Origin of the sequence: Gordonia heveisoli, assembly GCF_030315745.1 — a bacterium.
Classification (GTDB): Bacteria; Actinomycetota; Actinomycetes; order Mycobacteriales; family Mycobacteriaceae; genus Gordonia.
In genome coordinates this window covers 80812-100588 of record NZ_JASXSH010000004.1, presented here as the reverse complement: position 1 = coordinate 100588, position 19777 = coordinate 80812, and the positions used below count along the sequence as shown (strand labels likewise).

Below are 19777 nucleotides of genomic sequence, written 5' to 3'. Positions count from 1 at the left end.
CTGCCCTCAGGCCTCGGGTCGCGTTGTCGAGACACCCGACGGGGCGGCCTGACGCTCAGCCGTGATCAGCTGCGTCTTGACGACCTTGAGCAGGTCGATCAGCACGTCGATGGTGTCCGGGCACAGTGCGCTGAGGTCGACGCCGGACAGATGTGTGCCGGTGACCGCCAGCAGATCGACGTACTCCTGTTGCTGGCGGACGCGTTCGAGATCCTCGTCGGGATTGGACAGGAAGTATGTGACGCTGACGTCGAATGCGCGGGCGATGGCCTCGACCGTGCGGAATGACGGTGTCCGCGCCTTGCCGGTGCGGAGCTGCGAAATATAGGCGTCGGAGAGCGAATAGCCGAGGGCGTTGGCCTTCTCGGCGATCTTCTTTCCCGTGTAGCGAACACCGTTCTCATCTCGGGTGTGCTCGAAGAGGTCACCCAATTTGTCGGCGAAGGTGAGATCGTCTTCGGCCTTACGTCCCACTCGTCCCGGATTCAATCCGTGCACCCCCTGATCGGATATCGCCCGAACATTACCCTACGTAGGGGTACGCTGGCTTCTGGGTCACTTGACCCAAATGGGGTGTTCCGCAACGCATTCGGCGAAAGTGGACATTGTGCAGATATTACTGGCGAGTCACTTCTGCGGACCGTGCGGAATGATTTGAGAACGGGGCGCGATCGAAACCCGAATATCCCCAACAACAATGGGGAGGGAAATCGGTGTCAGGATTCGTCGGAATCGGTGCCGTTGGGGCCGCGGGTGCGATTGTCGAGATCCCGCAGAAAATCCGGATCGTCGTCGGGGCCGACCGGTCCGGACGGGCCTCGATTACGGCTGTTGCGTGATGGGGACGCCGACGACGAGTCGTGCTGCGGGCCGAAGGCACGCCACAGCAAGAATGTGACGGCGATGACACCGATAGCGGCGAGCAGATACGTCATGGCAACCTCCGGACACCAGCGTACGTGAGTGGCTGGTCGAAGGTGTGGGCGTGGGGCGCCGGTCGATCAGTTGGTGCGGTGATTGAGGAGGGCGACGACGTCCTCCTCGCGGAAGCGGCGGTGACCGCCCGGCGTCCGGATGGAGCCGAGGATGCCGGAGCTGGCCCAGCGGGCGACCGTCTTGGGGTTCACATTGAACATGGCGGCGACCTGTCCGGGGGTCAGCGTGTGCTGGCTGGCCATCCCGGGGGTGATGAACGATGCCGGCGACGTTGCGGTCTCAATAGTGGTCACGGCGTTTCCTCTCACTGCAGCCCGCTCCTGGTGGAATGGGCAAGACATGGATCGAGTGATTCATGAATACACGCCGCACCCTCGGGTACTCGAACCTTCAGCAGAAGGTAAAGAACAGGCAAAGCGGACGAATGCGCAGAATCGACCATCATTCGCGGCCGATGGTTGTCGGGTCGCGCCGGGCAGTAGGCTGGCAGACGTGAGTGCCGAGCAGGAACAGAGCCGTCCGACAGACAGTACCGAGCGGGTGGGTACCGGCCCCCTGCTGTTGGCGATCGCGGCCTACACCGCGGCACGCCTCGCCCTCGTCGTGGTCGTCGCGGCGATCATCATGGGGGTCGGCAGGCTCGTCGACGTCGACGTCCCGCTGTTCGTGGCCGCCGTCTTCGGTGTGCTGATCGCCCTCCCGTTGGGCATGGTCGCCTTCAAGCCGCTCCGGTTGCGGGTGAACCGGCAGATCGCCGCCGTCGAAGGTGAACGGCGGGCCCGCCAGGGAGACCTGCAGGCGCGGCTGCGCGGACAGAAGTAGCGCGTGAAGCCCACGCGCAGCGTCGACCGCCGGGCCGATCGGTCGTGGTCGGAGAATGCGGTGCGGCTCATCGAGGCCGACGGACTGCGCAGTGCCGACACCCATCTCCTGCGGGTCGAACTACCGGACTGGTCTCGCTGGACGGATGAGGCGGGGAACGCGCGGGGAGTCGATCTCTATCTCAAGGACGAGAGCACGCATCCGACCGGATCCCTGAAGCATCGGCTGGCGCGCTCGCTGTTTCTCTACGCCATCTGCAACGGGTGGATCGGTCCGGACACCACGGTGATCGAGGCGTCGTCGGGGTCCACCGCCGTCAGCGAGGCGTACTTCGCGAAACTCATCGGGGTGCCGTTCGTCGCGGTCATGACGGCCAGCACGTCACCGGCGAAGACCGCCCTCATCGAACGCCAGGGTGGCCGCTGCCATTTCGTGCAACGCGCCGGTGATGTCTATGACGAGGCGCAACGCCTCGAAGCCGAGCTGGGCGGGCATTTCATCGACCAGTTCACGATGGCCGAGCGGGCCACCGACTGGCGTGGCAACAACAACATCGCCGAATCGATCTTCGCGCAGCTGGCGCAGGAGGATCATCCGGTGCCCACCTGGATCGTGGTCGGGGCGGGTACCGGCGGCACATCGGCGACGCTGGGCCGGTATCTGCGTTACCGGCGGCACCCGACCTGGCTGTGCGTCGTCGATCCGGAGAACTCGGTGTTCCTGCCCGCGTTCGAGTCGGGTGACGGCACCCTGACCGCGGACACCGGATCGCGCATCGAGGGCATCGGGCGGCCGCGGGTCGAACCGTCGTTCGTCTCCCAGGTGATCGACCGGATGGTCGGGGTACCGGACGAAGCGTCGATCGCCACCGCCCGGGTGGTCAGCGAGCGGCTCGGCCGTCGCATCGGCGCATCCACCGGCACCAACCTGTGGGCGGCCTTCGGTCTGGTCGCCGAGATGGTCGAGCAGCGTCATGCGGGCAGTGTGGTCACCCTGCTCTGTGATTCGGGTGATCGCTACGAGACGACCTATTTCGACGACGGCTGGCTGGCGTCCAACGAGTTCGACCTGGCCCCGGCCCGAGGTGTTCTCGACGCATTCTTCGACACCGGTGCCTGGTCGGTTTGACGCCGACCGCGGGTCGCGGTCAGCCCGCCTGCGGCGGAAGTAGTCCCCGGCGGGCGAAGGTGAGTGCGTCCTCGCCCTGATAGCAGGTGGGGTCGGCGTGGTCGCCGCGGCATTCGACGATCCCCACGTCGGCGAACTTTCCCACCCGGATGGCGAAGGCTCGCGCATTGGCCCCGGTCGGCACCACCGTGTCCGCCGGGGAGTAGTAGAAGCGAAATCTATGGTGGGCGAAGCGGTTCGGCGCATAGCTGAGCGGGTCGGCGCGGGCAGGTACCGGTCCGTCCCAGGCTCCTGCGATGAAATCGACGCTGCGTAGCGTGTCCGGGATGCCGGTCAGCGGCGAGACGCCGACGACACCGGCCCGCGGCGCGTACCGCGGTTCGGCGGCCAGTCGGATCGCCGCGACCGACCCCATCGACTCGCTGGCGAACAGTGTCGGCAATGCGGCACCGTAGCGGGCGTGGGCGTTGTCGACGAGGGTGCGGTAGGTGGCCATCGCGGCGTCGTTGCCGAAGGAGTTACCACCGGCCGATGCGGAGACGACGATCCAGCCGCTGCGCAGGAAAGGTTCGGCGAAATGCTTCTGCCGCGGGTCGAACTCGAATTCGGTGCCGTCGGAGTCCATCCCGTGGAACCACACCATCAGGGCGACGGGTTTGAGGTCCTCCTGCCGGTAGGCGCGCATATCGGGCCCGAGTGGTTCGCGGACGATCCCGGCCGAGAGACCCGACGGTGCCGGGGGAGCCGAACATCCGGTGAGTGTGGCGGTGACAGCCGACAGGACCGCGCACCACAGGATCAGCAGCGTGCCTAAGGCGTTCGGGCGGTTCATGCGTACACCCGCACCCAGTCGACGAGCATCGACGCCGGCAGCGACGACGGGTCCAGCGGACCCGGCCATTCACCGCCGGCCGCGAGGTTGAGCACCACGAAGAACGGGTCGTCGAAGACCCACACCGAGGAGCGCGGAAGGTCCTTGGGCGTCAACGTCATCACCCTCTTGCCGTCGATCCCGAATTCGATCCGCCCAGGTGAGCGGTTGACCCAGTAGGTGTGGAATCCGTCGGGGTCGGCGAGGGTTTCGGTGGGTGGCTGCACCTGGACTTTCCACGGTGTCTTGATCCCGAGGTCGGTGCGCGGGCCGAGAGCGCCCACAGTCGCCGACGCATGGTTGTTGACCTGTTCGAACAGGTCGATCTCACCGGCCTCGGGATAGCCGACGACGTCGATCGACGAGCCGAGCATCCAGATCCCCGGGTGTAGCCCGGCCCCCTGTGGCAGCTTGGCACGCACGGCGATCAGGCCGGTCGACGCGTCCAGCTTTCCGAGGGTGTCGATCCGGGCCGAGGTGATCGTGGAGCCGCTGCGGCGGGCCGTGATCACCAGATTGCCGCGACCGTCGGTGGCGATGTTATCCGTTGCGGCGGTGTAGATCTGCTGTTCGTCGTTACCCCAGCCGCCACCCCCGGTACGGATGTTCCACATGGTGCCCGACGGTAGGTGGCCGGCCGGTCCGCTGAAGTCGTCGGAGGCGACCAGCCCGAGGTCGGAGCGTAACCGGGTGAAGTCGTCGGACTGTTCGCGTCCGCGCGCCGCGGCGTCGAGCGAGGTGCACACCACCAGGAAGGTCACTGCCAGACAGACGAAGATCACCGCCCCGGCCGGACGTGGACGGCCGTTCGGGGTGACGACGAGCGCGGTCAGATAGTGGCGTAGACGAGTCGGTACGCGTGCGATTGCGGCGAATGGTCGTGTCAGTACATTGCGAATCACTGTGTTCCCCCTGTGTTTTCGGGAAGCGCGAAGTCCCCGGTCGGCTCGCGATCTGGGCCGGGGACGGCGGGGAGTCCTGGTGCGAGAAGTTCGACCGGATGGCGGGTTGCCCGGTCGAGGGCGGCTTCGATGGCGCCTGCGTCATGTTCGCCGGGGCGGAAAGAGGCCGACAGGTCATAGCGGTCGCGCATCTTGAGCATCAGGAAGGCGATCCCGTCCTGGCCCATCGGTTCGGTGATGCCGATGAGTTCGTGGCGGTCGAAGCCGCCGAGCCAATCCCCGTCGGGCATGGTGTCGAGGCCGAGAAGATGGCTGAACGACGCCACCGCGCCGTCGGATTCGGTCACGGCGGAGGCGACCGCACTCGGTTCCTGCGTGCGATGCCGGGACATGAACTGACCGAAGGAGATCGCCAGCATCGCGGCCAGCGGGCGGCCGGCGGCGACAGCTCGGCCGAGTTCGCGTTGCAGGTCCTGGGGCGGTGCGGCACGGGCGAATTCGAGATTCAGTCCGACTGCGGCGTTGCCGAGATGGGCGCCGAGACGCCGGTCGTAGCGGCGCCCATCCACCACGACGTGCACGCGCGGGGCCAGCTGGACGCCCGCCTCGGTGAGTGCCCGGGTGAGGACGGTCATCAGGATGACCGCCATGGTGGTGTCCGGAGCGGATTCGGTTCGCCAGTTCCGCAGTCCGGCGAGCCCGGCCGGGTCGAGGGTGGCCGACCGGGTCGCCAGCTGGGCCACCGGCGAAGCGGTGGTCGAGGGAATCGGCGCGGGGGTACCCGCGGCCGAGCCGGCCGGACGACCGGTGCGCGCGATGGCGGCCAGCCGTCGTGGGTCGAGTGCGAGATGCCGGGTCAGCGCCCACGCCAGGTGCGGCCGCAGCAGGGGAGCCTGCGCCCAGGCCGGGGTCATGCCGGGTCGCCACCTGGTCAGGTACAACCACAACTGCACGATCATCACCCCGTCGAAGACGGCATGCGGGATGTCGGTGATCAGTTGGTCGCCGGTGGTGTAGATGCGCAGACCGTCCGGTGTCGGGGTGCTGTTGTGCAGCAGGGTGACCTTCTCGCGCAGGCTCAGATGGTCGGACCCGGGGAAGGCCACCGCGAAGTCGGTGACGGCGTCGATCAGCCGATCGGGATCCACCCGCCAGTGCCGTACGTGCGGCACCCGCCGCACCGCCAGTCGGTTGCCGGTCGAGATCCGGGCCAACCGGAACAGATCGGCGGCCAGGTCGGGGCCGGCCGGTACGCGGCAGGGGCCCATGCCGATGACGACCCGGGAGTCGCCGCGGGCCAGGTCCAGCCAGGTCGGTCGAAATGTGCTGGTGCTCATCGGCTACCGCCGTCATCGGCGGTTGCCGGGCGACTGTCGCGGACGTACTCGAAGATGATCGTGTCGTCGTCGCCGGGGGCACGCCGCCACCGTGGCTCGCGGTCCAGGCGCGCGATCAGCGATTCGATCGCGTGTGGGCGAAAGTATCCGAAATAGTCGCTGTAGGTGGAGATCTGGCGCGGCAGCACGAGGTAGAAGCCGCCGCTGCTCATACGGCCGAGGTTGTTCATGAAGGAGATGTCCTCCTCGGTGGGAAAGCCGCGGGAGAGGGAGTTCTTCAGGAACACCAGCGGGCGGTCGAAACCGGGGTTGGCCTCGGCGATCCGGACGTAGTCGCCGCTGGGCCGTTCCGGCCAGCCGGCAGGCGCCATCCGGACGATGATCGTCGACGGCTGTGCCTGGGCGAGCATCTGGCGGCTCAGCGCCACCTGCGACGGGGTGATGACGTTGTAGGCCCAGCCGCTGTAGTAGCCGTGTAGTGCGCCGACCGCCATCGAGGCGAGGAGTAGACCGAGCACTCCGAGTCGGGCCGTCCGGGCACGCATGCGGGATGGCCTGGGTGTCGTGTCGGCGACGTCGTGGCCGGGTTTCTCCCCGGTCAGCGCGGCGGTGACGCCCGCACCGATGAGGATCGCACACCCGATGACCGAATAGAGGTACACCCGGAAGATGGCCTCGCCGCCATAGCTCTGCCCGGCTAGCAGCAGGATCGGGGAGAAGGCGACGATGGGGAGACTCCAGTGCGCCCGATCGATGCGCCACAGGTAGACGAACGCCAGTAGTGCGGCACCCCAGACGGCGAACGCCACCCCGCGGTCGATCGCCTCGGTCAGCGCGCGGGCCGTCGAGTCGCCGGTCGCTGCCCCGATGTTGGTCTGCGCGTTCTTGACCGGATTGGAACCGGTGAACAGCCCGTATTTGAGGACCGAGGACAGTCGGGGCACGACATAGGCCACCCATACCGCGATCAGGACGATCGGCAGCCACAGCGGGCGGACCCGGTTGCTCAGCGTCAGCAGCACGGCGCAGGCGACCACCCAGATGGGGGTCAGCTGGTGGGAGATGACGATGGCCGCGAAGACCGGGATCGCGAGAAGTGCTGCGGCGGAGTGGGTACGGGAGTCGGCGAGCAGTGCGAGTGTCGCCACGGCGAGGACCAGGCACACCGCCTGCGGTGCGTAGTAGTCCTGACCGACCCAGTTGACGATCTCGGCGACCGCGACCGCGAGGATCGCGGCGCGGGGACTCAACGACAGCGCTCGTGCCAGACTCCACACCCCGGCCGCGAGGAGCGCGTGGATCGCCGGGGCGAACCAGTGCGCGACGTCGACGGGGTCGATGCCGGTCGACGAACTCAGCCACGCGCCGCCGGCGAAGAACCCCGGCCAGCGTGTGTAGATGTCGATGTAGGAGGCGGGAAGTGCGCCGGTCTGCTGGACGTAGTCGACGAGACCGATGTGTTTGTAGGTCCACGCGTAGATGGGTGCGTCGGTCAGCAGGGTCGCGGGCAACCGGATGATCACGATGGTCGCGATCACCCCGGCGGTGGCCGCCGGGACGTCACCGACGACGACATTCGCCAGGACGGAGACCACGACGACGACGGTCGCAACGGCGATGAGTATGCCGCCCGGGGTGGCCAGCAGACCGAACAGTCCCGCGGTCTCACCCGCGGCGAGGATGAGGCCGACGGCCCAGATCGCCAGCGCCCCGACGACCGGCACCGTTCGTCGCGTGCGCAGGCTGTCGGCCACTGTGCGCACCGTGCGGGTGAGACTGTTGCGGGTGTCTGCGATCGCAGCCGCGGCCGCGGGCGCCGAGCGCAGGCGCGCTGCGGCGCACAGCAGACACACGAGTGCGAGCGTGACGGTCACCGCGGCTGCCGAATAGCTGCGCAACCACAGTAGGCAGGTGGCCAGCGCGATCGGTGCGGCCAGGCCGATGGCCGGATAGGCCGCGGGCCGCAGATGGGCGGGCACCTCGACCCAGTGCGCGACCGCGGCACCCAGCCCGGCGACCACCAGCGGGGCCAGCAGTGCCAGACGTAGTAGCGGTGGGAGCGCCGGGATCGTCGAAGCCAGGGCGAGCAGGCCGGCGGACCCGGCGATCACCGCTCGCACCCCGGACTCCCGGTCAGCGGACTCGATTGGGGCGGTGGCGATCTCGGTGGGTTCGTCACCCTCGGTTCGCGGCAGGATCAACGTTTCTATGACGACACTCCTTCTTCGGCACCGGCGGCCGCCGACGACGACGGCGTAGCCGGTTCGGGTGCGGCCGCCACTGCGGGGCGGGAAGCCGGGGTCGGCGCGAAGGACTGGAACGGCTTGGGCTTTCGGCCTTGGGCGCGTGCCGTCAGCAGTGCCCGCGGCCCGGCGATGAGTCCGGCCAGTTCGCGGCGGGCGGCACCGGGAAGACCGGTCGGCCCGGTGCGGTCGCCGGATGCAGCCGCGGCGGTGCGGCTGTAGAACGAGGTGAACAGGTGCCCGATCGCCGCGCCGGCGCGGGCCAGCGCCAACGGTGCCAGGTCGCGGTCGAGGGCGACCTTGGTCAGCCAGGCGCCGAGACCGATCCCGTAGCCGTGCGCCTGGGTGGCCAGTGCGTCGTCGTCGTCGCGGTGCTGGTGCCAGGCGATGGCGTCGGGTTCGAAGGCGAGGGCACGGCCGGACACGATGGTGCGGACGAACCAGTCGATGTCCTCTCCGCCGCGTGTCGGCGAACCGGCACCGAGCGCCTCGTCGAAGCCGCCCAGTTCGAAGGCGACCGGGCGGCGCACGGCGAAGTTGGCGCCGGTTCCGTAGTCGCCCACCCGGAACGGGAACAGCGTTCGTCGGTCCCTCGGCTGTGTCATCCGGTACACCCGGCGATCCAGGCTCGACGACCAGTGCACTCGCTGCTCGAAGGCGACCTGGGCAGGAGTACGCAGTTCGGCGGCCGGCACCAGTCCGGTCACGCAGGCGACGTCGGCGTCGGCCAGGGGCTGGATCAGGCAGGTCAGCCACTGCCGGTCGACGACCACGTCGTCGTCGGTGAAGGCGACGATGTCGTGCGCGGCGGACTCCAGTCCGCGGTTGCGCGCGGCGGCCAGACCGGGCACCGACGCGTGGATCACCCGGACCCGGGGGTCGTCGAGAGAATCGATGTAGCGCCAGGTGTCCAGGGTGCTCGCCGCATTGTCGACGACAACCACCTCGAATGACGGATAGTCCAGTGCGAGTAGTGATTCGATCGTTCGCCGGACCTGATCGGTACGGTCCCGCGTGCACACCACGACGGTTACCGGTGGGGTGAAGTCCTCGGTGGTCGTCGGTGCCGGCCGCTGCGGCAGTCGGGACATCTCCCGCCGCACCTCCCGGCCGAGGATGGTGGCGTCCTCGACTCCGACCTCGATGTAGCCGCGCACCGCACGTCCGTCGCGAACCAGTAGCCGCGCCCGGTGATAACCCTGTGCGTCGGTGGCGGTGATCTCGTCGGCGAAGTCGTCGCCGATCTGTGCCTCGCCGATCCACCGGGCGAGGTCGGTGGTGGCCGCACCGGCGGCGGGCAGGATCGGGTGCAGAACCTCGACGCGTGTTCCGGTCATGTCTATTCCTCAGTCATTCGAAGTCGATAGGTGGTCGGCGGATGGGAATGCGATGCCGGGGGAACAGGATTCGCGTGTGCCGAACCACTCGGGGGCCCGGCTCGTCAGCGTCGCGTGGTGGCCGGCCGCGATGTCGGCGAGGTCGCGGCGGGCGGTCGTCGAACTCAGTTGGCGGGTCAGGGCGGCGGTGATGTCGGCGGCGGTGACGCTGGCGAAGTCGCCCACCGCGTCGTCGAGTCCCGACGACGCCATCACGCCGTGGGATTTCGACGAGAAGTAGGCGATGGCGAATGTCGGTGTGCCGGAGAGGGTGGCGAGGACGGCGGCGTGCAGCCGCACGGCGATCATCGCCCCCGCGGCGCCGTACAGCGCGGCGAGTTCGGTGGGACTCAGATCGGCGTCGAGGTAGGTGGCCGGCACCGCGCGGGCGGTGAGAGAGGTGTACAACCGGTCCGACATCGGACGGTCGTCCTCGATCGGCGTCGGCCCTAGGGTGTGCGCGACGACCAGGATCCGATCGATGTATCCGGTGCGACACAGCGCTTGTGCCGCGTCGACGATCTCGGCGACCAGCCTGCTGTTGGCCTTCGCCGACAGCGACGGATGTGAGCGCAGCGCGATCACCGCGGTCCGGGACACCGCGCCGGGCAGACCGGCGATGATCGCGGCGACCCGTGGACTGAGGTTCGGGGTGAGCGCGTAGGCCATATCGGGTGCTAGTTCGGCTGTGCCCAAGCCCAATTCCTCGGCGACGGTGACCGAGGCGGCGTCGCGGACGACGACGCGGTCGGCGTCGGCGAGCATGTGCCGCGCGAGCCGTCGCGCGCCCGGGCGATCGGCCGGGAACGGACCCAGCGTGTGACCGAGCAATACGGTGGGGATGCGCATCCGGGTCGCCGCCCGGATGGGTGCGGACAGGGTGAACAGGCGGGCCAGGCTCACCATGGGCTGCACCGAGGCGTCGGTGTACAGGTTGGAGCCACCGACGCCGACGACGAGGTCGGCGTCGGCGAACAACCGGGCATACCGGGCCGGTACCCGTCCGGCCGCGGCGGCGGCGGCCGGCCCGACGAGCCTGCCGAACCAGATCGGCACGTCTACCGCAGGCCGGGACCGGCTCTGTCCGCGCAGTTCGGAGGGCATCGGAGTGGGGCGCAGGATCGCGTCCGGGTGGTTGTGTGCGACGTGCCGCATACCGTCGGTGTGCGGGTCGGGGTTCTCGGTCAGCCCGACCACGGTGACGGTGGCGTCGGGATGTGCGACGGCGGCCAGTCGCAGTATCCCGTCGGTGATGGCCGAGTCACCCTTGTTGTCGTCATGCCAGGCGTTGACCAGGACGATATGTGTCATGCCGCCTCCCCGCGGATTGTCCGGGCGGTCCGGTGCCCGACGGTGCGGGACAGGCCGACGGCGCCGGTGGCACCGAGTACCGCGGAGCCGCATCCGGCGCCGGCCGCGGCGCCGATCGATCCCCACCACGCCGTACAGACGACCAGTACCGGGACGGTGACGAGGCAGGCCGTGGCGTTGGTGGTGAGCAGGGTGCGGGTGGCCAGCCGGGCGCGCAGCACCGCCGCCCACACCACGAAACTCACCCGAGCGGTCGAGCCGAGGCAGAGGACGGCCAGCGTGATCCACAGTGTCGAGTGGTCGTATCCATGGCCGAAGAAGCCGAACAGCACCGGGGCGATGGCGACGCACAGGATGACACCGAGCAGGGCGACGGCCGCTTGCGACAGCAGCCATACGCGTCGGATGGCATGGGACTGATCGGCGGCGGTGGCCAGGTGTTTGGTCAGGGCCATCGCGGCTCCGGTCGACACGAAGTCCAGCCCGGCCGCGATGGGCAGCATCAACGCCAGGATCGCGCCCTGGACCGGCCCGGCGAGCCAGGTGGTGAGGAAGGGTGCGGCCAGCAGCGTCCCCATCGACACCAGGCTTGCGGTGCCGTCACGCAGGGCGAATCCGAGCAGGGCGCGCCGCTGATGAGGGCGCGCGGCCGCGGCTGCCGGCGGGTGCCGATCGAGCAGCCCGCGGCACATCGCGACCACCACGACGACCGCGACGACCGCGGACACCAACGTCGCGAGTACCGCACCCGCGGGTAGTGAGGCGACGACCGCCAGCGGTAGCAAGACCGCCTTGAGAATGCTGATGAGCAGGTTGAGCAGCGGTAGTCGGCGGGCCGCCGACAGTGCGGTGAGGACGGTGTCCTTGAAGGCGAAAAGGGCCAGGACCAGTGCACCGCCGATGATGAGGAGGACACTCCCCGGCGACCCGTCACCGATGGTGCAGCCGCCGACGACACCGGCGACGGTGCCGGCGAACAGGGCGCCCGCCGCGACGACGATCCCGGCGTGGACCAGCTGGGTCCGGCGGAACTCGACGCCGGTGGCCGGGAGCATCGCGGTGATCGCATTGCCCGGACCGGAGGCGGCAACGGCACCCGCGGTGGTCATCAGCGACAGCACGGCGGTCTGGACGCCGAGTTCATCCGGCGGGATCAGCCGTGCGGCGATCGTCCAGAACACGATGCCGGTGAACGCCGACAACGCGGAGGTGGTGATGAGGGCTGCCGAATCCACCGCCAGCGGGTTGGCGCCGAATCGTCGAGGCGGGCGCAGTGCGCCCCGACCGATCATCGTGGACCTCGGGAAATACGGTGCAGCAGTGTGGCGTTCGCCGCCGCCTGATCATCGATCCGGTGATGGGCCAGGGTGTGTGCGCGGGCCGCGGCCGCGTAGTCACGCCGTCGATCGGCGTCGGCGAGCAGATCGGCGCAGGCCGCGATCAGCGCGCCGGTGTCACCGCAGCCGACGACGCGACCGGATGTTCCGTCGAGCACGGCCTCCCGGACCCCGGCCGCGGCGTAGGCGACGACCGGAACCCCGGCCGACTGGGCCTCGACGAGGCCGAGTGGCATGCCTTCGACGACCCCGGTGTGTACGAAGACGTCCGCCCCGGCGAGCAGTGATGGAACGTCGTCGCGCGCGCCGAGGAATGTGATCGCCCCGGTCGGCAGTTCGGCGGCGGCCGCGAGGATCTCCCGGTGGTAGTCGGGGAACGCGCTGGTGGTCCCGGCCACCACGACGGTCGCGCGGTCGCCGACCACGCGGGCCAGATCGAGAAGGTCCTCGATACGTTTGGTCGGGTCGATTCTGGTGGCGGCCAAGATGATTGGACGGCCGGCGGGCAATCCGAGGCGGGTGCGCAGGGCCGCCCGAGTCGCGGTGTCGGCGGCCGGGGCGAACTCGTCGGTATCCACCCCGTTGGGAATGACGGTGACCCTGCTCCGCAGGCCGGTGCGTACGGTGTCGGCCACCGAGGTGCTGACCGCGATGGTGTGATGTGCCGCGGCCACCGCAACCTCCCGCAGCCTGCTGCCCACGCCGGGCATCGGCGTCTCGTGCAGGTTGAGGACCGTCGGAATCCGCCACCGACGTGCGGCCAGTCCGGCGTCGAGGTGGGTCCAATGCGAGTTGGCCAGGACCACGTCGAAGCCGTGCTCGCGGACGACTCGGGCGATCAGGTGGCCGGCCCGCAGCGAGTTTCGTACCTCGGTGGCGGTGTGGCGCACTGTGATCCGACCGTCGACACGAATCGAACGGTCGATCGGCAGAGCGAGAGGGATCGTCGGCAGGCCCTGGTCGAGCCAATGCCGGTACTGCTCGAGCTGCGGCGGGCAGCCGAGGGTGAGTTCGACGCCTCGTTCGGCCAGGCCGGGGCGCAGGCGCAGCAGATACTTCTGTGCGCCCCACAGTCCCGGTCCCTGGTCGAGGACGAGTGCGCGAACGATGTCGCGCGCCATAGGTGGTTCTCAGGCCGCGCCGAGTGCGAGGTTGTCCGAACCGGCGATCGCCCGGCCCAGTCGGGCCCGGACGGTTGCGACGCGGGTCGGGGTCGCCGACCGCGGCGAGGTCACTGGTTCCGGAATCGAACGCTCATCGAAAATCGTTCGGAGAACCCGAATTCCGTCACTGATCGCATTCAGATTGCTCTCCCCGTGAATGCGGTCGCGTTCATAGCTGGCGACTTCCGCGATGCGGAGGCCGGCCCGTGCGACGCGGATGTTCATCAAGGTCTCGACCTCGAATCCGTCCCCCCACTGCGCATCGGCGAGCGCGGGGTCGGGCATGTCGATGACGGGTAGGCAATGGCGCCAGAATGCGTTGTAGCCGTAGCAGAGGTCGGTGAACTGCGCCTCGTACAAATAGTTCACGATGCCGTTGAGACCGAGATTACCGAGCCGGCGCAGGCGCGTGATGTCCGAAGATCCGCCGCGATAGGTGAATCGCGAGCCCTTCGCGAAATCGGCGCCGTCGCAGAGGGCCTGTACGAAGTCGGGGATCTCGGCCGCGTCGGTGGACCCGTCGGCGTCGATCATCACGATGATCTCCCCGCGTGCAGCGGCAAAACCGCAGGCCAGGGCGTTTCCTTTGCCCTTGCGGGTCTGTTGTATCAAACGGGCTCGCGGCCAGAGGTCGGCCGCGACGTCGAGTGTGCCGTCGGTCGAGCCGCCGTCGACGACGACGATCTCGGCGATGCCGTCCGGCATACGTTTGGCGACATAGGGCAGATTCTTGGCCTCGTTGCGTGTTGGTACGACAACGGTGACATCACGATGCTGAAGGCGCATTCCACATTCCCCCGAAATAGGATGCCGGTTAATTGGAGGTGAACCGTCGGTTGCCACTGGATGTGGCGACGGTTTCACTTTGTTGTTGCGACGAAATGTCCCGCCGCAGCGGACTTCTCGTCGAAGACAAGGGTGCGCTCACCGGCGGTGGTCCGCAAGTTCTGGATTCACCGTGAGTCCGGGGAATCGGCTGATTTTCGGGCCGCCATGGCGTGCTCGGTTGAGGGTAAATGCCTGGTGGACTGCATCATTCGAACGTGGAGTGGTCGGCGAGCAGATCCGGCCGCTGTGATTGCTCTCACTTGCAAGTATCTTTCGATCGGACTTTCAGGGTGATCGGGCGCATACTGGCCCGCATGAGTTCGGGGACTCTGGGTGGCTTGGATGTCACCGTCATCATCTGCGCATACACGCACGAGCGGTGGGACGATGTCTGCTCGGCGATTACTTCTGTTGTCCGACAGTCATGTCCGGTGGCCCACCTGGTAGTGGTGGTCGACCACAATCCGGACCTGGCCGCGGACCTGGCCGATTATGTGGCGCGCTGCGGATACGCCGGTGGGGTGTCGGTGATCCCCAGTGCCGGGCCCCGGGGGCTGTCCGGGGCGCGGAACACCGGGGTCGACTTCGCCGGCACCGAGATCGTCGCCTTCCTCGATGACGACGCGGTCGCCGAGCCGGACTGGATCGCCGCGCTGGTCGGCGCCTACACGTCGGCATCGGTGCGCGGGGTGGGCGGACATGTGCGGGCCATCTGGCCGGAGCCGCAGCGGCCGGGCTGGTTCCCGGCGGAATTCGACTGGGTCGTCGGATGTAGCTATGTCGGTGGCCCCGACCACGCAACCGAGATCCGGAATCCCATCGGGGCCAACATGTCTCTGCGCCGAGCCGACATCGTCGACGCTGGTGGTTTCCACACCGGTCTCGGCCGGGTGGGCAAGATCCCGCTGGGGTGTGAGGAGACCGAACTGTGTATCCGCATCCGGCGGGCGGGAGTGGACGCGAGGATCCGCTACGAGCCCGCGGCGCGAGTCGGACATCGGGTGTCCGCGGAGCGGGTCGCCGTCGGCTACTTCCTGCGCCGGTGCCGGGCCGAAGGCTTATCCAAGGCGGCCGTCGCGGGCCTGGTCGGCAGCGGGGACGGGTTGCGCAGCGAGCGGGTCTACTCCACGCGGGTGCTGCCCCTCGGCCTGGCCCGACGGCTCGTCGGTGTCGTACGCCCCGGCGTCGGACTGCAGGCGCGCCGTGACCTGCTCGCACAGGCCGCTCTACTGGGCGGCGGGCTGCTCGTGACCACCTACGGATATGCCCGCGGACGACTGGCCCGCGCGGAGATCCCGGTCCGCGTCGCCAGGACGGCGACATTGCCGGTACGGCCGGTCGTTCCCACATTCGACGCAACTGCTGAGGGCACCATCGGGGTGTCCGGAGGAGGCGACCGATGACCATTCGAGTCGGATATCGCGCGACGCTGGTCGCATCGGCCGTCGCCGCCGTTGCCCTGGCCGCGGTGGGCGGGTTCACCACCCACGCGCCCGCGCGGGCGGCGACGGTGTCCGAGGAATTCGACGGGCCCGCGGGGGCGGCACCGAATTCGTCGATCTGGACCTACGACGTCGGCGGTGGCGGTTGGGGCAACGGCGAACAGCAGGTCTACACCAACGCGCGCGCCAACTCCCGGCTCGACGGGAAGGGCAGGCTGATCATCGAGGCCCGACGTGACGGCGACACCATCACCTCGGCACGGCTGACGACCCGCGGAAAGTTCACCTTCACCGTCGGCCTGCTCGAGGCGCGGATCGCGACCCCGCAGGGCACCGGGCTCCATCCGGCGTTCTGGCTGCTGGGCGCCGACATCGGCTCGGTCGGCTATCCGGCCTCCGGTGAGATCGACATCATGGAGTTCATCAACGACGGCGCGAAATGGCATACCGCGCTGCACGGACCGACGACGACCGGTGGCCATTGGCAGCAGTCGAGGACCGGCCCCTTCGCCGATCAGTCCGACGATTTTCACGTCTACGGTGTGTACCGGGCGCCGGGGGTGATCGCGATGCTGATCGACGGCAAGGTGGTCAGTGCTTTTACCCCGCTGAGCGTCCCGGCCGATGCGCGCTGGGTGTTCGACAAGCCGATGTATGTGCTGCTCAACCTCGCGGTCGGCGGTCAGTGGCCTGGCCCGGTCGGTGCGGCCACCGACTTTCCGTCGCGGATGGTGGTGGATTGGGTGCGCTACCATTCCTGAGTGTCCACGGGTACCGAGCGGTCGCTCGTTCAGGCGGAAGATCTCGTACGGGAGTACCAGGTTGGCGATCAACGCGTCCGCGCGCTCGACGGCCTGAACCTGAGCATCGACGGCGGGCAGTTCGTCTCGGTCGTCGGACCGTCGGGGGCGGGTAAGTCCACGCTGCTGCACATCCTCGGTGCGCTCGACACCCCGACGTCGGGACGTATCACCATCGACGGCGTCGACCTCGGATCACTCGATGACGAAGCGGCGTCGGCTTTTCGGCGCCATCGGGTCGGATTCGTCTTCCAATTCTTCAATCTGGTGCCGACGATGACCGCCTGGGAGAACGTGGCTCTGCCCCGGTTACTCGACAATCAATCGCTACGCAAGGCCAAACCGCGTGCGGTGGAACTGCTCGAACGCGTCGGGCTCGGCGCCCGGGTCGATCACCGGCCGGCCGAACTGTCCGGTGGGCAGATGCAGCGGGTGGCGATCGCCCGCTCCCTGATCATGGATCCGACGATCCTGCTGGCCGACGAACCGACCGGCAACCTCGACTCGAAGACCGGCGCGGCGGTTCTCGAACTGCTTTCCGAAGTCGCACACGACGCCCCGAACCGGCTGGTCATGATGGTCACCCACGATGCCAAGGCCGCGCAGATCGCCGACCGCACCATCACCGTCCGGGACGGAAAGCTCGCCTGATGGCCGACGGTCCCGGCCCGGGCCGGTCGGTGCTGGCGCCGGTGCGTGCCCTGGCGGCCGGACTCACCCGCATCCGAGTCCTCAATCTCCGCGAGATCAGGCATCACCGGCTGCGGGTGGTGACCTCGCTGGCGGTGGTGATCGTGTCCTCGGCACTGCTGATCGCGGTGCTGTCCACCTACGGTTCGCTGACCGAATCGGTACGCCAGTTCAACGCGGCGATCACCGGCTCGGCCCAGGTCGAGGTCGCCGCCATCACCGATTCCGGCGTCGACGAGCAGGTCGCCGCGGACCTACGCCGCGGTGTGCCGGATGCGAAGGCCGTGGTGCCGTTGATCCGCAACACCATCGTGGTCGGTGACAAGCGGATCATCCTGCTGGGCTCGGATTTTCGGGTCGGTGCGCTGTCGGACGATCTCCAGGCTGCCGCCGGGTCCGGGCAAGCACTGTTCGCGCAGCGTGATTCGGGCATCGTCGTCGGCTCGGGGACCGGTTTACGCAAGGGGCAACAGATCTCGGTCGGCGGCATCGACCTCACCGTCGTCGAGGTCGTCGGCGGCGATGCCGCCGCCGCGTTGAACAAGGGCAACTTCGCCTTCGCCTATCTGCCGCTGGCCCAACGACTCACCGGCCTCGACGGCCGCCTCGACTCCATTCTCATCGTCGGACGTCCCGGTGCGGACACGGCCCGGCTGCGGGCCGACGCCGAACGCGTCGTCAATGGTCGTGCCGCGGTGGTCGATCCGGACTTTCGGGCACAACAGGCCGAGGTGGCCAGTTCGGTGACCTGGGATTCGACCCTGTTGGTGTCGCTGGTCTCGCTGGTGATCGCGGCTTTCCTGATGTTCAACACCATGAATATGGCCGTCGCCTCACGGCGCAGCTCGCTGGCCATGATCCGCGCGCTGGGCGCTCGGCGACGACACCTCGTCGGGGATCTGCTCGGTGAGGCGGCCCTGTTCGGTGTGGTCGGCGGCCTGATCGGGGTGCCGCTGGGCATCCTCGCGGGGCGCTGGGCGATCAGCCGACTGCCCGAACCCACGGGCAACGAGGTCTCGGCCACGGTCGACTTCTACCTGCCGGGCTATGCGCCGGTGGTGGCCGTCGCGGCCTGTGTGATCGCCTGCGTGGCCGCGACCTCGCTGGCCGCGCGGTCGGTGTTCGCGGTGTCGCCGGTGGAGGCGATGGTGCCCGGTGACGTCGCCGACGCGTCGTCGCGGCGGTGGCTCGCAGTCACCTTCGCGGCCCTGGGCGGCATCGGCGCCCTGATCGGGTCGGTGGTCGTCGTCGCCACCGTGCCCGGGCGCCCGGCGATCCTGGCCGGCGCGGTGTACGCGATCGGTGCGCTGCTGGTCTGCTACGCACTCAGCGCACCGCTGGGGCGGCTGGTGGTCGCGGTAGCGCAGTGGTTCCGTGGACCCGGCAGGCTCGCGGCGGTGAACACCGAGCGCGCGCCGCGGCGTGCCTGGGCGACCCTGATGACGGTGGCGGTGGCGATCGCGGTCGGCATGGGAACGTCGGGGGCACTGGACAATCTGATCTCGTCGGTCTCGCGCTCACTGGATGGGCTCGGCGACCCCGACTTCTATGTGTCGTCCTCTACCGAGGACGCCATCCCGCTCGGCCCGGTACTGCCGCCGGAGGTACGGGCACAGGTCGCGCGGGTACCCGGCGTGGACAAGGTTGTCGGCGGGCAGTGGGCGGCGGTCAACATCGGCGCCGATCGTGCGCTGCTCCAGGGCCTCGAACCCGATTCGAAGGCGCCGTTCATGCGTAAGGCGTCCCCGCAGGCGGTCGCGCAGGTGCTGGCCGGTGACGGCATTCTGCTGTCCAACGTGCTCGCCCGCATCCTCGACGTCGAGGTGGGGGATCCGGTGCGGATCGCGACGCCGACCGGCTATCACGAGACGATCGTCCGCGACACCGTCGACTATGTCTCGGTCGATTCGGGGACCGCGGCGATCGCCTCGTCGCTGATGGCCACGTGGTTCGACCGGCCGGGTGACACCTACCTGCAGGTGCTCACCACACCGGGGGCCGACGAGTTCGCGGTTCGGTCTGCGCTGGAACGGATTTCGGCCGCGCACCCGATGGTCGGCAACAAGCCGATCCATGTCTACAGCGGCGCCCAGGCGTTGGCGGCGACCCAGGCGTCGGTGGAACAGGCCGGCGCGTTCACCATTGCGATCCAGTGGATCGTCGCACTCGCCGCCGCGGTCGCCCTGCTGAACACACTGCTGCTGTCGGTGATCGAACGCCGACGGGAACTGGGTGTGCTGCGTGCGATGGGGGCCTCGCGGCGCTTCGTCCGACGGATGGTGCTGGCCGAGGCGGCGGCGGTGGCGCTCGTCGGATCGGCGGTCGGGCTGATTCTGGGCAGTGCCCTGCATCTGCTGAGCAATCACATCCTCGGGTCCACCACGGCCCTCGACGTGGTCTACGAGTTCCGGCCCTCGACGCTGGTCTTCGTCGCGGTCGCGGTCGCGTTGTGCCTGGTGGGCGCGGTAGTCCCGGCCATCCGCGCGGCCCGGATGAACATCTCGGAATCGATCCTCAGCGAATAGTCGCACGCGCACGGCCGACCTCTCGTCGTCGAGGTGTGAATGTCGGTGCACAGTCGTGTCAGCAGA

Annotated in this window: 18 protein-coding genes; 6 read left to right on the top strand and 12 right to left on the bottom strand. The window is 68.5% G+C overall.

Annotated elements, in window-relative coordinates; genetic code table 11:
• Nucleotides 1-6: 6 nt before the first annotated feature.
• The 3 genes from QSJ18_RS04975 to QSJ18_RS04965 all read right to left on the bottom strand — a co-directional run bounded on the left by QSJ18_RS04975 (nucleotide 7) and on the right by QSJ18_RS04965 (nucleotide 1229).
• Nucleotides 7-489: a helix-turn-helix domain-containing protein gene (locus tag QSJ18_RS04975; RefSeq protein WP_286325315.1), complete on the bottom strand. Its 483-nt coding sequence runs from the start codon at nucleotides 487-489 to the stop codon at nucleotides 7-9.
• A 227-nt stretch (nucleotides 490-716) separates the two neighbouring features.
• Entirely contained in the window at nucleotides 717-935 is a 219-nt protein-coding gene (locus tag QSJ18_RS04970) for a hypothetical protein (protein ID WP_286325157.1), read from the bottom strand.
• A 66-nt stretch (nucleotides 936-1001) separates the two neighbouring features.
• A complete protein-coding gene (locus QSJ18_RS04965; protein ID WP_286325156.1) occupies nucleotides 1002-1229 on the bottom strand; it encodes a BldC family transcriptional regulator in 228 nt (75 codons plus the stop codon).
• Between the two features lie 199 nt (nucleotides 1230-1428).
• On the opposite strand from QSJ18_RS04965, the gene QSJ18_RS04960 reads away from it, so the two are divergent.
• Both QSJ18_RS04960 and cds1 read left to right on the top strand, forming a co-directional pair.
• Complete coding sequence (locus QSJ18_RS04960; RefSeq protein WP_286325155.1) at nucleotides 1429-1758, top strand: DUF4229 domain-containing protein; 330 nt, start codon at nucleotides 1429-1431, stop codon at nucleotides 1756-1758.
• Nucleotides 1759-1761: 3 nt separating this feature from the next.
• Nucleotides 1762-2886: an L-cysteine desulfhydrase Cds1 gene (gene cds1 / locus QSJ18_RS04955; protein ID WP_286325154.1), complete on the top strand. Its 1125-nt coding sequence runs from the start codon at nucleotides 1762-1764 to the stop codon at nucleotides 2884-2886.
• Nucleotides 2887-2905: 19 nt separating this feature from the next.
• Here the strand turns inward: cds1 and QSJ18_RS04950 are convergent, their stop codons facing one another.
• The 9 genes from QSJ18_RS04950 to QSJ18_RS04910 all read right to left on the bottom strand — a co-directional run bounded on the left by QSJ18_RS04950 (nucleotide 2906) and on the right by QSJ18_RS04910 (nucleotide 14212).
• Nucleotides 2906-3718, bottom strand: a complete 813-nt coding sequence (locus QSJ18_RS04950; protein WP_286325153.1) for a hypothetical protein — start codon at nucleotides 3716-3718, stop codon at nucleotides 2906-2908.
• On the bottom strand, nucleotides 3715-4659 hold the full coding sequence (locus QSJ18_RS04945) for a glycoside hydrolase family 16 protein (RefSeq protein ID WP_286325152.1): 945 nt from the start codon (nucleotides 4657-4659) through the stop codon (nucleotides 3715-3717). Before QSJ18_RS04945 ends, QSJ18_RS04950 begins: the two co-directional genes overlap by 4 nt.
• The gene (locus QSJ18_RS04940; RefSeq protein ID WP_286325151.1) at nucleotides 4656-5996 is read right to left on the bottom strand and encodes a hypothetical protein; all 1341 of its coding nucleotides are present in this window, start codon (nucleotides 5994-5996) and stop codon (nucleotides 4656-4658) included. Before QSJ18_RS04940 ends, QSJ18_RS04945 begins: the two co-directional genes overlap by 4 nt.
• A complete protein-coding gene (locus QSJ18_RS04935; protein ID WP_286325150.1) occupies nucleotides 5993-8107 on the bottom strand; it encodes a hypothetical protein in 2115 nt (704 codons plus the stop codon). The genes QSJ18_RS04940 and QSJ18_RS04935 overlap by 4 nt, the downstream gene beginning before the upstream one ends.
• Before the next feature lie 95 nt (nucleotides 8108-8202).
• The gene (locus QSJ18_RS04930; RefSeq protein WP_286325149.1) at nucleotides 8203-9576 is read right to left on the bottom strand and encodes a glycosyltransferase; all 1374 of its coding nucleotides are present in this window, start codon (nucleotides 9574-9576) and stop codon (nucleotides 8203-8205) included.
• A gap of 9 nt (nucleotides 9577-9585) precedes the next feature.
• Nucleotides 9586-10926: a polysaccharide pyruvyl transferase family protein gene (locus tag QSJ18_RS04925; RefSeq protein WP_286325148.1), complete on the bottom strand. Its 1341-nt coding sequence runs from the start codon at nucleotides 10924-10926 to the stop codon at nucleotides 9586-9588.
• Nucleotides 10923-12218 carry a polysaccharide biosynthesis protein gene (locus tag QSJ18_RS04920; protein ID WP_286325147.1) on the bottom strand — a complete coding sequence of 432 codons (1296 nt, stop codon included), beginning with the start codon at nucleotides 12216-12218 and terminating at the stop codon, nucleotides 10923-10925. The genes QSJ18_RS04925 and QSJ18_RS04920 overlap by 4 nt, the downstream gene beginning before the upstream one ends.
• Nucleotides 12215-13384 (bottom strand): glycosyltransferase family 4 protein, encoded by a 1170-nt coding sequence (locus QSJ18_RS04915; protein WP_286325146.1) that lies wholly within the window; start codon nucleotides 13382-13384, stop codon nucleotides 12215-12217. Before QSJ18_RS04915 ends, QSJ18_RS04920 begins: the two co-directional genes overlap by 4 nt.
• A 9-nt stretch (nucleotides 13385-13393) precedes the next feature.
• A complete protein-coding gene (locus tag QSJ18_RS04910; RefSeq protein WP_286325145.1) occupies nucleotides 13394-14212 on the bottom strand; it encodes a glycosyltransferase family 2 protein in 819 nt (272 codons plus the stop codon).
• 356 nt (nucleotides 14213-14568) lie between these two features.
• On the opposite strand from QSJ18_RS04910, the gene QSJ18_RS04905 reads away from it, so the two are divergent.
• Genes QSJ18_RS04905 through QSJ18_RS04890 form a run of 4 tightly spaced genes read left to right on the top strand, consistent with a single transcriptional unit; the run spans nucleotide 14569 to nucleotide 19711 of the window.
• Complete coding sequence (locus QSJ18_RS04905; RefSeq protein ID WP_286325144.1) at nucleotides 14569-15657, top strand: glycosyltransferase family 2 protein; 1089 nt, start codon at nucleotides 14569-14571, stop codon at nucleotides 15655-15657.
• Nucleotides 15654-16457 carry a glycoside hydrolase family 16 protein gene (locus QSJ18_RS04900; RefSeq protein WP_286325143.1) on the top strand — a complete coding sequence of 268 codons (804 nt, stop codon included), beginning with the start codon at nucleotides 15654-15656 and terminating at the stop codon, nucleotides 16455-16457. Before QSJ18_RS04905 ends, QSJ18_RS04900 begins: the two co-directional genes overlap by 4 nt.
• Nucleotides 16458-17147 carry an ABC transporter ATP-binding protein gene (locus tag QSJ18_RS04895; RefSeq protein WP_286325142.1) on the top strand — a complete coding sequence of 230 codons (690 nt, stop codon included), beginning with the start codon at nucleotides 16458-16460 and terminating at the stop codon, nucleotides 17145-17147.
• Nucleotides 17147-19711, top strand: a complete 2565-nt coding sequence (locus QSJ18_RS04890; protein WP_286325141.1) for an FtsX-like permease family protein — start codon at nucleotides 17147-17149, stop codon at nucleotides 19709-19711. Before QSJ18_RS04895 ends, QSJ18_RS04890 begins: the two co-directional genes overlap by 1 nt.
• Nucleotides 19712-19777 lie beyond the last annotated feature (66 nt).